At 61.5% G+C, this 13,184-nt stretch carries 14 protein-coding genes, 1 tRNA gene, 1 rRNA gene and 1 pseudogene; 7 read left to right on the forward strand and 10 right to left on the reverse strand.

The window, feature by feature from the left end; translation table 11 throughout:
* The 4 genes from G552_RS0111705 to G552_RS0111725 all read left to right on the forward strand — a co-directional run.
* Positions 1-87 (forward strand): 16S ribosomal RNA (locus G552_RS0111705); the annotation flags it as partial.
* Between the two features lie 122 nt (positions 88-209).
* Positions 210-1,037, forward strand: coding sequence for a hypothetical protein (locus G552_RS16355; protein ID WP_156890736.1), 828 nt, complete (start codon positions 210-212; stop codon positions 1,035-1,037).
* Positions 1,034-2,113, forward strand: a complete 1,080-nt coding sequence (locus G552_RS0111720) for a DNA adenine methylase (RefSeq protein ID WP_027883210.1) — start codon at positions 1,034-1,036, stop codon at positions 2,111-2,113. Before G552_RS16355 ends, G552_RS0111720 begins: the two co-directional genes overlap by 4 nt.
* Positions 2,114-2,294: 181 nt before the next feature.
* Positions 2,295-2,786: an NUDIX hydrolase gene (locus G552_RS0111725; protein ID WP_027883211.1), complete on the forward strand. Its 492-nt coding sequence runs from the start codon at positions 2,295-2,297 to the stop codon at positions 2,784-2,786.
* Positions 2,787-2,987: 201 nt separating this feature from the next.
* Here G552_RS0111725 and ftsY read toward each other — a convergent pair whose 3' ends face one another.
* Positions 2,988-3,902 carry a signal recognition particle-docking protein FtsY gene (gene ftsY, locus G552_RS0111735; RefSeq protein WP_027883212.1) on the reverse strand — a complete coding sequence of 305 codons (915 nt, stop codon included), beginning with the start codon at positions 3,900-3,902 and terminating at the stop codon, positions 2,988-2,990.
* 65 nt (positions 3,903-3,967) lie between these two features.
* Between ftsY and G552_RS0111740 the strand changes: the two genes are divergently transcribed.
* Positions 3,968-4,921 carry an L-threonylcarbamoyladenylate synthase gene (locus tag G552_RS0111740; RefSeq protein ID WP_027883213.1) on the forward strand — a complete coding sequence of 318 codons (954 nt, stop codon included), beginning with the start codon at positions 3,968-3,970 and terminating at the stop codon, positions 4,919-4,921.
* Here the strand turns inward: G552_RS0111740 and apaG are convergent.
* From apaG to G552_RS0111780, 8 genes are all read right to left on the reverse strand, one after another.
* Positions 4,918-5,316, reverse strand: coding sequence for a Co2+/Mg2+ efflux protein ApaG (gene apaG, locus G552_RS0111745; protein WP_027883214.1), 399 nt, complete (start codon positions 5,314-5,316; stop codon positions 4,918-4,920). The two genes, G552_RS0111740 and apaG, sit on opposite strands and share 4 nt — an antisense overlap.
* Before the next feature lie 19 nt (positions 5,317-5,335).
* On the reverse strand, positions 5,336-6,493 hold the full coding sequence (locus G552_RS0111750; protein ID WP_027883215.1) for a class I SAM-dependent rRNA methyltransferase: 1,158 nt from the start codon (positions 6,491-6,493) through the stop codon (positions 5,336-5,338).
* A gap of 68 nt (positions 6,494-6,561) precedes the next feature.
* Positions 6,562-6,638 (reverse strand) — tRNA-Ile (locus tag G552_RS0111755).
* Between the two features lie 41 nt (positions 6,639-6,679).
* Positions 6,680-7,186 carry a hypothetical protein gene (locus G552_RS0111760; protein WP_027883216.1) on the reverse strand — a complete coding sequence of 169 codons (507 nt, stop codon included), beginning with the start codon at positions 7,184-7,186 and terminating at the stop codon, positions 6,680-6,682.
* Between the two features lie 41 nt (positions 7,187-7,227).
* The gene (locus tag G552_RS0111765) at positions 7,228-7,656 is read right to left on the reverse strand and encodes a hypothetical protein (protein WP_027883217.1); all 429 of its coding nucleotides are present in this window, start codon (positions 7,654-7,656) and stop codon (positions 7,228-7,230) included.
* A gap of 64 nt (positions 7,657-7,720) precedes the next feature.
* Positions 7,721-9,541: a menaquinone biosynthesis decarboxylase gene (locus G552_RS0111770; protein ID WP_027883218.1), complete on the reverse strand. Its 1,821-nt coding sequence runs from the start codon at positions 9,539-9,541 to the stop codon at positions 7,721-7,723.
* Between the two features lie 55 nt (positions 9,542-9,596).
* Entirely contained in the window at positions 9,597-9,923 is a 327-nt protein-coding gene (locus tag G552_RS0111775) for a YraN family protein (RefSeq protein ID WP_027883219.1), read from the reverse strand.
* On the reverse strand, positions 9,920-11,425 hold the full coding sequence (locus tag G552_RS0111780; RefSeq protein ID WP_245575191.1) for a PASTA domain-containing protein: 1,506 nt from the start codon (positions 11,423-11,425) through the stop codon (positions 9,920-9,922). The genes G552_RS0111775 and G552_RS0111780 overlap by 4 nt, the downstream gene beginning before the upstream one ends.
* 61 nt (positions 11,426-11,486) lie before the next feature.
* Between G552_RS0111780 and G552_RS0111785 the strand changes: the two genes are divergently transcribed.
* The gene (locus G552_RS0111785; protein ID WP_027883221.1) at positions 11,487-12,593 is read left to right on the forward strand and encodes an AI-2E family transporter; all 1,107 of its coding nucleotides are present in this window, start codon (positions 11,487-11,489) and stop codon (positions 12,591-12,593) included.
* 66 nt (positions 12,594-12,659) lie between these two features.
* Positions 12,660-12,803, forward strand: a complete 144-nt coding sequence (locus G552_RS16035) for a DUF433 domain-containing protein (protein ID WP_084640436.1) — start codon at positions 12,660-12,662, stop codon at positions 12,801-12,803.
* Positions 12,804-12,834: 31 nt separating this feature from the next.
* On the opposite strand, the pseudogene G552_RS15365 reads toward G552_RS16035, so the two are convergent.
* A pseudogene (locus G552_RS15365) lies at positions 12,835-13,184 on the reverse strand (integrase core domain-containing protein); the annotation flags it as partial.

Raw genomic sequence — 13,184 nt, forward strand, 5'->3', positions numbered from 1 at the left:
AGGCAGGCGCCTAGGGTAAGGCTCATGACTGGGGCTAAGTCGTAACAAGGTAGCTGTACCGGAAGGTGCGGCTGGATCACCTCCTTTCTAAGGAGCACTCAACCTCTCCCCTATGCGGGATGGGTTCACAGAAGCTCGGCTGATCTTTCTTTTGTCAAGTTTAAAAAAGCGCCCCAAAGGGCGCTTTTTTGTTTTGGTATACTACAAGCGTGACTAAGACTTTACAAAAAATAGCCGACCAGATCGCGTCTTTTGAAGATCCGCCTAGCAAAGCGGGTCGTCCGACCGGTTCTGCCGCAGGCGGGTCTTCTTTTGAGGGCTTGGTAGCTGATGGCATCAACCAGGTAACCCATGTTTTTCTAAGCTTGCCGGGTGTTTCAGCCCATGGTGTTTTGGCAGCTGGTTTGTCACCGCGCAGGCTAGAAAGCGACGATGGGCTAGTCGCACTGGTCAAAGGGCAGCGAAAGATAGTATTTAGACTGCCTGGTTTGGCTTTAGGAAAAACAAATACCGCACCGGTGGCAATACAAGAACGGTGGCTCAAACGCACATACGAAGTCCAGGAATGGTATGACCCTAAGATGAATGAGCTTGCAAACAGGGGATGGATCCCTACAAACGGGGATAAGGTGATCTATTCCGGAAACAACTACCCGAATATTCACAAAGGATTGTCTATAGAGTTTGATGGGACCGTCCTCTTCATCGAGGATGACGTGCTGCGACTCAAAGTCCTGCTCGAGTGCAAGTCGGCAAAGTCATCGAACAAAGTTCGAATTGACGGTAACGCCCACGAGCGGTTTGCCTATCAGAACCTTGAATATCTTGAGCTGGCCGCTTTATACCCAAGAACTCAGCTTCTGCTATTGACCAACGATGCCTTTGTTCGCTATCGAAACAAGTACCATACGGGTTTCGGGGTTCATGGAATTCGCCTTGCCAATGCGTTTGCTTGGTATGACTTCGATATGGTTAGCACCTCTTCGCAGTACCTAAGGCTATTTGAGCGTTGGCAGGCCTGGCTGGAGGGTCAATGATTAAGTACATTGGTTCGAAACGTGCTTTATTACCCTGGATCGTTGAAACCATCGAGACCATACGCCGACTGGAAAAGGCCCAGAGCGTGGTGGATTTATTTTCGGGGAGTGCCCGGGTGGGTCATGCGCTGAAGGCCAGAGGTTTCCAGGTCACTGCCAACGATGTCAACACCTATGCTTTCGTACTGGCGCAAGCCCTGGTGGAAGCCGATGCCCGTGTGTATCCGCAGGGCCGCATCGCCAGAATTCTTCACGAGCTGATGCAAGTCGCCCCTGCGCCTGGCTGGTTTACCCGGGTTTACTGCGAGGAAGCGCGGTATTTTCAGCCCAACAATGGGGCCCGGATAGAGGCTATTCGTGAAGCCATCGAAGCGCATGCCGACGACCCCTTACTCAAAGCCATACTGCTAACCAGCCTGATACTGGCCGCCGATAAAGTGGATTCGACCACGGGCGTACAGATGGCCTACCTCAAGCGCTGGGCGCCCCGCGCCTACAACCCTCTGCGCCTCGAGTACCCTCCGCTGCTAGCCGGAAGAGGCCAGGCTTTTCTGGGCGATGCGCTGGAAATGGCGGGAAAGCTCGAGGCCGATATCTTTTATCTGGATCCCCCCTACAACCAGCACTCTTATCTGGGCAACTACCACGTGTGGGAAACGCTGGTGCGCTGGGATCATCCCCAAACTTACGGTGTGGCGCAAAAGAGGATGGACGTGCAGGAACGCAAAAGTCCCTTCAACTCGAAGCGCGAGGCTAAAGATGCCATGATCGCCGTTTTATCGCAGATCAAGGCCCATCACGTGGTGGTTTCCTTCAATGACGAAGGTTTTTTCAGCGCCGAAGAGATAGAGTGGATGCTGAAAGAATGGGGTTACGTGGTACGCCTAACCCGTCCGCACCAGCGGTATGTGGGCGCAAGGATCGGAATTTATAACCCTCAGGGAGAAAAGGTGGGGCGAATTTCCCATACAGAAAATCACGAGTTTCTGTTCGTGGCCACCCACAGCCAAAAAGTGCATAGGGCCTTCCTGGAACAGCCTGAAGTCCTGGCCATCTCACAGCCCACGCTACTCTAGGCTGCTGGCACGAAACTGGCCGGCTATGCGTGCCGGTTGTCACGGTCTAATGTGCTTTTGTACACGACAAGAGCCCCAAATCCGTGTACACTGTGCTTAGGTACCCATTACGGGGTCATTGGGAAGTAGCCGTTGTATGCGTTATTCAATCAGTTCGCGCCGCCGCAGACCAAAGCGCGGCATTGCTGGGGGCAATGGGCCCCAAGCACAGCCGCAATCCCGCCGCCGGGTGACCTCGGCGGGAGGGGTGGTGCTGCGCGAGAGGCCGGGAGGGCGGGGCCTCGAGGTTCTCCTAATCGCCATAAAAGGAGGGCGGGTTTGGAGCCTGCCCAAAGGTAAGGTGGAGCCAGGGGAGCGGTACACCCAGACGGCTGTGCGCGAGGTGCGAGAAGAGACCGGCATTGAAGCCCGGGTGCTGGCCCCCCTGGGCAGTATTCGCTACCACTTCACCGTTCGGGACGACGGGGTGCAGACCACCGTAACCAAAGAGGTTCACTACTTCCTGATGCGCTATGTGGCAGGCACGCCCCGACCACAAAAGGAAGAGGTGGATGGGGTGGACTGGCTGCCGTTGCCGGAGGCTTTGCGCCGACTTTCCCATAAGAGCGAGCGGGATACGCTGCTAAGGGCGTTAGCTTACTGGGAAGCAAGAACCTCCCCAGCCCCGGCCTAGGGACGCTGCCCTTTGATTCGCGAGACTTCATTTTCTTTTTTTGAAGATGCTGCCGAATGGGGCAGTGATGAGTAGAACCAGCACCAAAAGCACCAAAGCAACTAAAGCAGCCGAAATCCACTCGACGGTGGTTACGCTAGAGAGCATAATGCCTTATATACATTGTTCTACGCTTCGAGAGCAATAGGGGCGGGGTTGGCTTCAGCCCAGCAGAGCCTCCACAAACTCACCTGCATCGAAGGGCTGCAAGTCCTCGGCCCGCTCGCCTACCCCGATGAACTTGATGGGCACCCCCAGGGTACGCACGATGGGCACCAGCACGCCCCCCTTGGCGGTGCCGTCCAGTTTGGTCACGATGACCCCGGAGAGACCCACGGTCTGGTGAAATTTCTTGGCCTGCTCTAGCCCGTTCTGGCCGGTCACAGCGTCCAGCACCAGCCAGACCTCGCCCGGCTCGCCGGGGTCGGCCTTGGCGATGGAGCGCTTGACCTTGGCCAGTTCCTCCATCAGGTTGTGCTTGGTGTGTAGGCGGCCTGCAGTGTCCACCAGCAGCAAATCCACGCCCCGGGCCTTGCGCGCCGAGGCCGCGTCGAAGGCCAAGGCCGCGGGGTCGGAGCCCTCTGGCCCCTGGATGACTGGGATACCCAGCCGCTCCCCCCACAGCCCGAGCTGGGCCCCACCCGCGGCCCGGAAGGTATCGCCAGCGCAGAACATCACGCTTTTGCCCTTGCGCTGGTAGTACTGCCCTAGCTTGGCGATGGTGGTGGTCTTGCCCACTCCGTTGACCCCCACCATCAGCACGACCCTGCCCTGCGGTTCGATGGTGGCTTTTTGGGCATTGGGGTTGAAGCCGGCTTTGCGAATCTTGGCCCGGAAGCTATCGGGCTCGAGCTGCACCACCAGGGCCTGCTTGAGGGCCTCGCGCAGGTCTTTTTTGCCGGACTGGCGCACTTCTTCCAGGATTTCCTGGGTGGCCTCGACGCCCACATCGGCGGCGATCAGGGCGAACTCGAGCTCCTCCAGCACCTCCTCCGGGTTCTGGCCCCAGGGAATGGCTTTGCTAATCTGATCACGGGTTTTGCTGAGGCCTTCTTTAAGGCGCTGCAACCAACTCATACCACCCCAGTTTACCCGCAGTGCCAGAACGCTATCCTGGGGTTCTGCTATCATGTCGGGGTTGTATGGTTGTGCCGCCTACCCCTGAAAACCTCGAGCGCGCTGCACAAGTCCTCCGTAGCGGCGGGCTGGTCGCCTTTCCCACCGAGACCGTGTATGGCCTGGGGGCCAATGCCCTAGAGGCTACGGCTGTGGCCAAAATCTTCGAGGCCAAAGAGCGTCCTAGCTTCGACCCGCTCATCGTTCACGTAGCCGACCAGGAGATGTTGCGAGTAGTGGTGCGGGAGATTCCGCCCTTAGCCGAGCGGCTCATCGAGCGCTTCTGGCCTGGCCCCCTCACCTTGGTGTTGCCCAAATCGGCAGAGGTGCCGGGCCTTGTGACCGCGGGGCTGCCCACGGTAGCGGTGCGCATGCCAGCCCACCCGGTAGCCCTGGAACTGATCCGGCGGGCGGGCCTGCCGGTGGCTGCCCCCAGCGCCAACCCCTTTGGCTACCTGAGCCCCACCCGGGCCGAGCATGTCGAGCGGATGCTGGGGCATCGGGTTGACCTGATTCTGGATGGGGGAAGGACGGCCTTTGGGGTGGAGTCGACCATTGTTTTGCTGGCCGAAAGGCCGGTTTTGTTGCGCTATGGGGCGGTCACGGTGGAAGAGCTAAAGGATGTCCTAGGCACGTTGGAATTGCAGATAGGGGAAAGCGAGAAGCCCTTAGTTCCAGGGCAGTTGCCCCAGCACTACGCTCCGCGCACCCCCATTCGCATGGCCCCTGCCGAGAGCATACCCCTCGAGGTTCGCCGGAGGGTGGGTTACCTGGCTTTCCAGGAGGTGCCCAAGGGCTTCAAGGTGGTGAAGGTGCTTTCGCCCACGGGCGATCTGCGAGAAGCCGCAGCCCATCTCTTTGAGGCCTTACACCAGCTCGACCGGCTGGGCCTCGAGGCCATCTATGCCGAGCCGGTGCCGGAGATGGGCTTGGGCCGGGCCATTATGGATCGTCTACGGCGCGCCGCGAGCAACCCCTAGTGAAGTGTGCGCGGCCTGCTATGGGGTAGGCGCAGAGCAAAGGCCGGTATCTCTACCCGGAACTGCTCACCCTGCAGGTTTTGGAAGGTGTAGTAGCCGTGCATGGCACCAGGCGGATGGGCCAGCGGGCAGAAGCTGTTGTAGCGGTAGCGTTGCCCCGGCTTTAGGATGGGCTTCTCGCCCACCACGCCCTCGCCCTCCACATGTCCTGCCAGCCCATATGCATCGTATATAAACCACTCCCGCCGCAGGAGTTGCACGGTCTTGGGGCCCCGGTTTTCCAGGGTGATGAAGTAGAGGAAGAGGTGCTGTCCTGGCCGGGAGTGCTCTGCAGCATAGACCACCTCGACCTCGAGGTGGATGGTGTCGCAGATGGGTAGGGGAAGTTCCGGCACGCCTTAAGCATACCCCGCTTTACAGCGGGTCGTCCTGGAAGAGCACCGTTTTGAGGTAGAGCGTTTCGGGAATGTGGAGGCTCCAGGGGTGATCCGGGGGGTTGTGGTACACCGCGTGCACCCGCAGGCGGCGGCCCTCATCGGCAGCGGCCCGGCGGGTGACCTCGAGCAGCGCCTCTACCCCCAGGTAGTAGGCACAGCTCGAGAGCCACAACCAGCCCTGGCGCGCCAGCAGCCTAAGGGCAGGCCGCAGCAAGTCCACCAGCAGCCGCTTGACCCGGGGCAGCTCCTCGGGCCTTTTGACTAGGGTAGGGGGGTCAAGCAGCACCTGCTGGAAGGGAGGGGTGTGGCTCTTGGCCAGGCTTTCCAGCACTTCTACCGCATCACCCTGGCGGATATCCACCCGCAAGCCAAACCTATAGGCGGTTCGGTCCAGCACACCCAGGGCCTCCAGGTCTTTGTCTACCGCCAGGACATAGGCCCCTTTGCGGGCAGCCCGCAGGGCGAAAGCCCCTACGTAGCTGTACACGTCCAGCACCCGCTCGCCGGGCTGTACCATGGCCTCGAAGCGCCGCCGGTTTTCCCGCTGGTCGAGGTAGTAGCCGGTTTTCTGGGCTAGCGCCAGGGGAATGTGAAAGACCAAGCCGTCTTCGTCTACCTCCAGGAGCGAAGGCACCTGGCCATACAGCGGCCCTACCCGTTCCACGAGGCCTTCCTGCCTACGGCTTTCCACATCGGAGCGCTCGTAGATGCCCACCGGCTGGGCTATCGCCACCAGGGCGGGCAGCCAGTATTCCCGTAAGGCTTCCATGGCCTGGTTGCGCACTTGAACCACCAGCACTTCGCCGAAGCGATCGACCACCAGCCCCGGCAGCCCATCGGCCTCGGCGTGTACCAGCCTATAAAAGCTCCCTAAGCCAGCCCGTCGCGCTTGGGCTCGAGCGAAGCGCTGTAGAAAAAAAGCTTTATCGAGCGCTCCCTCATCGAAACGGTAAACCCGCACGGCGGCCCGGCTGGCAGGGTGGTAGTAGCCCACACCCAAAAACTGGTTTTCGCTGGAGTAGACCTGCACCACCCCGGCCTCTTGGGGGGATGCAGCCAGCTCATCGGCGAAGAGCACAGGGTAGAAGTTGCGTATTTTTTTGTCCTTGCCTGGTTTGGCTACTACCCGTTGCACCCCACGAGCATACCGCCTCTTTCGCAGATTTTCCCCACCCGAAATAAAAAAGCCCCCCAAGGGGGGCTTGGTGGGCCGTGCAGGACTTGAACCCGCGACCTGGCGATTATGAGTCGCTTGCTCTCACCAACTGAGCTAACGGCCCCCACCTAACCAACGCTAGTTTAGCGGGTTTGCCCGGTTTGCTCAACGCGGGGGAGGAGGGTGTTTGTCCTGGCCGGTGAGCTGATCCTCGAGCTCGCCAATGTAGGCCGCTAGGGTGTTGCCGGCCTTTTCGATATCCTCGCGCAGCTCGTGTTCGGCCTGATCAATGCGCTCGAGCAGGGCTTGCAGTTTGGCCTCGAGGCCGGCAGAGCTATGGGCCTTGAGGGCGGCCAGCTCCCCCTCGAGCCACTTTTTTAGCTCGGAGAACCGGCTGGCCTCGGCCTCGTCGGCTAGCTTACGGGCCGAGAGCAGCTCGCGGGCATAGCGCTTGACCTCGAGCAGCGCTGCGGTCTCGAGGCCCACCGTGTACAGGAAGTAGATCACCACCAGCGCGGCCATGAGGATAAGCAGCGTCATGCCGAAGGGAACCGTGACCTCGGTGAAGAAGAGGGATAGCGTTTTTTGTTCGCTAAAGACCGCCCAGTTGCGCCAGGCCAGAAGCGACATCGCCCCTATCAGAACCAACAAAAAAACATTTCGCCCTCGCATGGTTGGCCCTGGCGCTGATTATACAGCCTGGCCAGGGGTTTTTAGCGGGCTTTGCCAAAGGCAAAAACCAGCTCGTCGCCTTTGCGCACCACGAATAGAAGGGCGGCTTTACCCCCAGGGTCTTTGAGGTCGTAGCGGGTGCGCGTTTCGCCTGCGACCTGGGTTTCCTGCTGATTTTCCACGAAGTAGCCCGCGACCGCAAATCCGGTCAGAATCTGCTGCACAAAGCCGGGTTGCAGGCGAGCAGCCAGCCCTCGGGCGGCGTAGACCTCCAGGTTGAAGCGGCTGGCGTCGGGAATGCGGGCTAAGATGGCCTCGCTGCCCCGCCCAGCCCGAAAAGAGCCGGAGGGGAAGCGCACACTGGGGTCAAGGGTGGAGGCAGTGGCAGCAACGGTGGTTACCTCAACCAGGGTTTGGGCGAAGGCCATAGGGGCTAGCAGGAACACAAAAGCCAGGAAGAAAGCTTTCATACCTCGAGGTTAGCCCCAGGTGGGCCGGGTGGCGGGTTATTTGACCTGGGCCCCGTGACTGGGCTTACCCGCTAACTGCCTCAGTATCCTTCGATGGCAGCGGTGGAAGCCCCAGGCGTGACCAGCGCTCCTCAACCCGCTGTACCACCTCGGAGGCCATAACGATTTTGGGAGGCCAGCGGCGGGTAAAGCCCTCCTCGGCCAGCTTGCGGGTGCCGTCCAGCACCAGTACCGGCCCGGCTACCCCTGGCCCCACCCAGGCGTCGCGTTCGGGGTCGATGTTGTTGAGTACGGCCCACATCACCTCATTGAAGTCCAGGTGGATGTCGCTATCGGTCAGGAGCAAAAGCCGGATGCCCTCGCTCTGGGGGGTGGCCAGCAGCCGATCGGCCACCTCGCGGGCCTGGTGGGGACGGGTTTTTTCTAAGGTGACCATCCAGATGCCGGGAATCTGCCGCTGGGCTACCCCGGGCAGGCTGGGTAGGTGGGGGTGGGCCTTGGGGGTAAAAGCCACAGGGCCCCCCTCCTCCGCCAGCTTACGGGTGCCGTCGATGATCAGCTTTCCGCCGTAGCCCATGGCCCGGGAGGAGTGGTCGAGCACGTCGATAGGCCCGCGCGAGACCAGGGTGTCGCGTCCGGGCACGGCGTGGCAGAGGGCAGCTTGCAAGGCCTGGGGTCCTTTTAGGGGGGCCCCGGCGTCCAGCACCACAATCACCTTAGCGAACATCATCTGGCCCAGGCCAAACAGGCCGTTGGCCACCTTGTAGGCCTGGCCGGGGTAACTTTTTTCGATGCTCACGTTGACCCAGTTGTGGGCTACCCCAGCAGGGGGCATGTGGTAGTCCTGGATTTCCGGCAGGATGAGTTGGGCTGCGGGCAGGAAAAGCCGCTCGGAGGCCTCGATCAGGTAGGCGTCCTCCATGGGAGGGCGGCCCACGATGGTGGCGGGGTAGATGGCGTTTTTGCGGTGGGTGATGGCGGTGAGGTGGAAGCGGGGGTAGGGTTCTTCCAGGGTGTAAAAGCCGGTGTGATCGCCAAAGGGGCCCTCCACCACCAGGTCTTCGGCCGGGTCGACATAGCCCTCGAGCACAAACTCGGCCTCGGCAGGCACGGGTAAATCGACGGTGATACCCCGGGTTAGCTCCACCGGGCGGCCCCGCAGGAAGCCGGCCAGGTTGAACTCGTTGACCCCTGGAATGGGCGGTACCGGGGCGGTGGCGGCGTAGGTAAGAATGGGGTCCCCGCCTAGGGCTACGGCCACCTCGAGGCGCTTACCCAGTTTTTTGGCCTTGTCGTAGTGCCGGCGCCCCACCTTGTGCAGTTGCCAGTGCATGGCGGTGCTGCGCTTGTCCAGAACCTGCATGCGGTACATGCCAAGGTTGAGTTCGCCGGTCTCGGGGTCTTTGGTGATGACCAGGGGCAGGGTGATGTAGGGGCCCCCATCCAAAGGCCAGCACTTGAGGATGGGTATTTTGAAGAGGTCGATGGCCTCTCCCTTCCAGACCACCTCCTGTACCGGGCCGCCGCGTACCCTTTTGGGAAAGAAGCCCTTTAACTCACGCAGCTTGGGTAACATTGCGAACGCCGCCTTGAGGCCACCCTTGCCGGGGTTGAGCTTCATCAGGTTGGCGACCCTTTGGGCCAAGTCATCGAGGCTTTTTACCCCCATGGCCAAGGCAGTGCGTTCTGCGCTGCCAAACCCGCCAATAAAGACAGGAAAATCGCGGTTTTGCACTTTTTCGAAGAGCAGGGCGGGTCCCCCGGCCTTGACCATGCGGTCGGCAATCTCGGTGATTTCCAGTTCGCAGGAGACCGGTTCGCGCACCCGCACCAGCTCGCCCCGGCCCTCGAGGGCCTGAATGAACGCCTGTAGGTTCCTAAACATCCTTCCCAGGATAGCCCATGCCCCGAGAGGGAATGTGGAGGCAGCCGGAAATGTCCTACGCCAGCACCAGGTGTTCCAGCCGGAAGCGCTGGGGGGTTCCGTAGACCAGCACCGCCTCGAGGCGCAAAGGTAGGTCGTCCCGGCCCAGAAGGTAGAGTGCGGAGCGGTAGATGCGCTGGTATTTGGTGGGGGTTAGGGCCTCGAGGGGGCTGCCAAAACGCTCATTTCGGCGCTGTTTGACCTCCACCGCCACGTAGGTGGGGCCGTCCTGCATCCAGAGGTCGATCTCGCCGAAGGGGGTGCGCCGATTTCGTTCCAGCAACACATACCCCCGTTCCAGCAGGTAGCGGCAGGCTTGCGCCTCGGCCCAGGCCCCTTTCATAGAGGGGTTTCCACTACGGTTTGGCCATTGACCAGGATGCGCAGAATGGCGCTGCCCCGCACCACGACCTCCTGGTTGAAGCTCCAGGGTTGCTGCACCGGCCCCTCAAACACGGTGTTGACCAGTACTTCGTCCTGTACGGTAATGACCACCACCGCATTGGGAATGTTTTCCGGCAGGGTATAGCTCACGTTGACCCGGCGTTCCTGGGGCCCGGCGGGGGTGGGTTGGGCCAGGCCAGGCTCGGCGGGGGGGGCAGGCTGGGGCTCCGGCGCTGGAGGAGCCAGGCGGGGAGGCTGGAAAGGAGAGGCCTTGGGTAGGTTGGCTACCGGCTGGGCAGCGACCAGCAGGCGCACTACCGTTTCCCGGGGCAATACCACTCCGGGGCCGGGTTCCTGGCCTATCACCGTGCCCTCGGGAGCACCGGAGGCCACCCGCACGACCTGGGCCTGAAGTTCGGCCACACTGAGGATATAGAGGGCCTCCTCCTGGCTAAGGCCAGAGAGGTCGGGTAATAGGGTTTCGCGTGCGGGGGGGCGGGCCCCACTCGAGACCAGCAGCCGTACTCCCTCGCCAGGCCCCAGGGGCTGGCCCTCGGGAGGAATACTGGCCAAGACGGTGTCGGCGGTATCGCCCGAGGCGATGCGGGTGATGCTAGCAATGCGGTAGCCAGAGGCCTCGAGGGCCCGGCGGGCGTCCTCTAAAGAGCGACCGCTCAGGCTGGGCACCGTGCCCAGACGGGGTTTGTTCACCACCAGCTCGAGCCGGCGCCCGGGCTTGACCCGGGTGCCAGGGTCGGGGGACTGTTCTAAAATCTGGTCTTTGGGCCGTGAAATATCGTTGCCCTCGGTGAATGTCACATTAAGGCCATAGCTTCGTACCTCCTCGAGGGCTTGGCGGGGGGTTTTCCCGACCAGATCGGGCAACACGTACTCGGGGGGGTTGAGGTAGCGGAAGGTGGCCTGCCAAAGGCCCAGACCACCCAGAGCCAGCATGAGCAAGCCGGGAAGCCAGGAAGCCCAGTGGCTGCGAAAACGAGGCTTGGCTGGAGGGGGTGGGGCTGGCATCTCGGTTTGGGGGTGGGAGGGAGGGGGGCTTGGGTTGGAGGGAGTGGTCTGGGGGCGCAGGTTGGCGACCAGAAGCTGCCCGTTTTCTTCGCTGATTTCCAGGTCGCTAGCCCCGTAGCCAAAAGGCTCGAGGGCCTCCAGAACCGGCCTGAGTCGCCGGGGCCTGGGGGCTACCCGGGGTAGCTCGGGCCAGAAGACATAGTAGCGCCCCGGGTTGGCCGAGACCACCACCCCCTGGGGCAAAAACCCCTGGGCCTGTAGCCTTCGCAGAGCGTTTTTATAGCGGTGGAAGGCTGCACGGGCCTCGGGGGTATGTACCTCAAACCAGTAGAGTAGGCCCTTTACCCCTTCGGGCGACTGCACTAGATAGGGCTGCAGGAAGCTCTGGGGCGGCTCTTCTTGCAAAATGGTGAATTTTTCGTCTAAAAGCGACACCACCAGCGATTATACCGGCCCGCGTATAGGCTATGCGCTGCGGGTGGGGTATCTTAGGGCCATGCGCCGCGACCTGATGGAGATCTGGAAGCTGCTTTGGGTGCGCATCGCGGTTTATGCAGTACTGGCCCTCCTCGTTGTGCAGCTTTTGGGGCTGGTGTTTGGCGGGGCCCGGGCGGCTTTGGTAACGCTGCTGCTGGCTTTTGTATTTGCCTATATCTTCTCGCCCATCGTGCGGGCCCTCGAGCGCTGGGTGCCCCGTTTTGTGGGGGTGACGCTGGTGTATTTGGGCCTGATTCTGTTGCTGGGGCTGGCCTCCTTTCTGATTGCCGATATGGTGGCGGTGCTGGGGCGCTACACCACCGAGCTGCCCCGGCTGCTGGCCCCTTTGCTGGCCTGGGTCGAGAACCTGCCCTCGCGCATCGGCCAGATCGAGGTGCCCCCGGCCCTCGAGAGGGCCCTGGCGCAGGCCGCCCAGAACCTGCAGACCCTGTTGCAGGGCTTTTTCCAAACCCTGCTGGACGGCCTGCGGGCCCTCTTGGCCCAGGGGGGCAGCCTGGTGGGCTTTCTGGCCGCGCTCCTGGGGGGGGCCTTGCAGTTTTTTGCCGCCCTGATCATCTCCATCTACCTGCTCTACGACCTGCCCAAGATTAGCCAGAGCCTGTTCCAGGCCATCCCCCAGCCCTACCAGCCCCTGGCGGCCGACATCTTCGCCAAGCTCGACCGGGCGGTGGGGGGCTACCTGCGGGGCCAGCTCCAGGTGGCCTTCTGGGTGGGCCTTCTGGTGGGGGTGGGCCTTTGGATTTTCGGGGTGCCGCTGGCCGGCTCGCTGGGGCTTCTGGCCGGGGTATTTAACCTGATTCCCTATGCCGGGGTGATTATCTCCACGGTACCAGCGGTGCTGCTGGCCCTTACGGTGGGCTGGCCCCAGGTGCTGGCGGTGCTGGGGGTGGTGGTGGTGGCCAACCAGCTCGAGGCCCACTTCCTGGGGCCGCGCATCCTGGGCCAGAGCACCAGCCTGCACCCGGTGAGCGTGATTGGGGCTATTCTGGTGGGCTCGAGCCTCTATGGCCTGGCCGGGGCGTTGCTGGCGGTGCCCCTGACGGCCTTTTTCAAGGTGATCTACACCGAGTTCTACCTCAACAGCCGCTTCTACCGCGAGGGGTAAAATCCAGCACAGGCAGGCGGGCTCGAGCCTTTGCCGCTTGGTGGCAGAGGCTGCCAGTATGGTTTTGTGCGATTACCCGAGCGGATAACCTTCAGCCCGCTGGTGATGGGGGGGCGTCCTTGCATCCGAGGAACGCGCATCACGGTGGGAACCATTCTAAACCAGCTCCGCTTTCAACCTCCAGCTGATGTAATCGGTCAACACATGTGAGACTGGGGAACCGACTCCTCCTGCATCTTAGCTAAATACTCCAAGGGAGCAAGACCCTGTAATCGGTCAACACATGTGAGACTGGGGAACCGACTCCTCCTGCATCTTAGCTAAATACTCCAAGGGAGCAAGACCCCCCAGGGCCATGTGAGGCCTTCGGCGGTTGTAGTGGTCCAGGGAGGCATCCAGCTCTGCCTGTAGCTCGCTGAGCCGGGGGGGCAGAGGCCGGGGATAGAGCTCCTCCCTAAAGGTCCGTTGCACCCGCTCCACGTGACCATTGAGTTTAGGACTCCTCGGCGGCAGCACAAACAAGGCAATCCCCAGAGCACAGCAGGCCTCCTCAAACTCGGCCATGAACTCGCTGCCCCCATCCACCTGGAT

It is taken from the genome of Meiothermus rufus DSM 22234 (genome assembly GCF_000423425.1).
Classification (GTDB): Bacteria; Deinococcota; Deinococci; order Deinococcales; family Thermaceae; genus Meiothermus; species Meiothermus rufus.

Bases quoted from the DNA above. Each gene is read 5' to 3' on its own strand.
- G552_RS0111720 (WP_027883210.1), top strand. From the start codon at position 1,034: ATGATTAAGTACATTGGTTCGAAACGTGCTTTATTACCCTGGATCGTT.
- ftsY (WP_027883212.1), bottom strand. From the start codon at position 3,902: ATGAGTTGGTTGCAGCGCCTTAAAGAAGGCCTCAGCAAAACCCGTGAT.
- G552_RS0111740 (WP_027883213.1), top strand. From the start codon at position 3,968: ATGGTTGTGCCGCCTACCCCTGAAAACCTCGAGCGCGCTGCACAAGTC.
- G552_RS0111760 (WP_027883216.1), bottom strand. From the start codon at position 7,186: ATGCGAGGGCGAAATGTTTTTTTGTTGGTTCTGATAGGGGCGATGTCG.
- G552_RS0111765 (WP_027883217.1), bottom strand. From the start codon at position 7,656: ATGAAAGCTTTCTTCCTGGCTTTTGTGTTCCTGCTAGCCCCTATGGCC.
- G552_RS0111770 (WP_027883218.1), bottom strand. From the start codon at position 9,541: ATGTTTAGGAACCTACAGGCGTTCATTCAGGCCCTCGAGGGCCGGGGC.
- G552_RS0111775 (WP_027883219.1), bottom strand. From the start codon at position 9,923: ATGAAAGGGGCCTGGGCCGAGGCGCAAGCCTGCCGCTACCTGCTGGAA.
- G552_RS0111785 (WP_027883221.1), top strand. From the start codon at position 11,487: ATGCGCCGCGACCTGATGGAGATCTGGAAGCTGCTTTGGGTGCGCATC.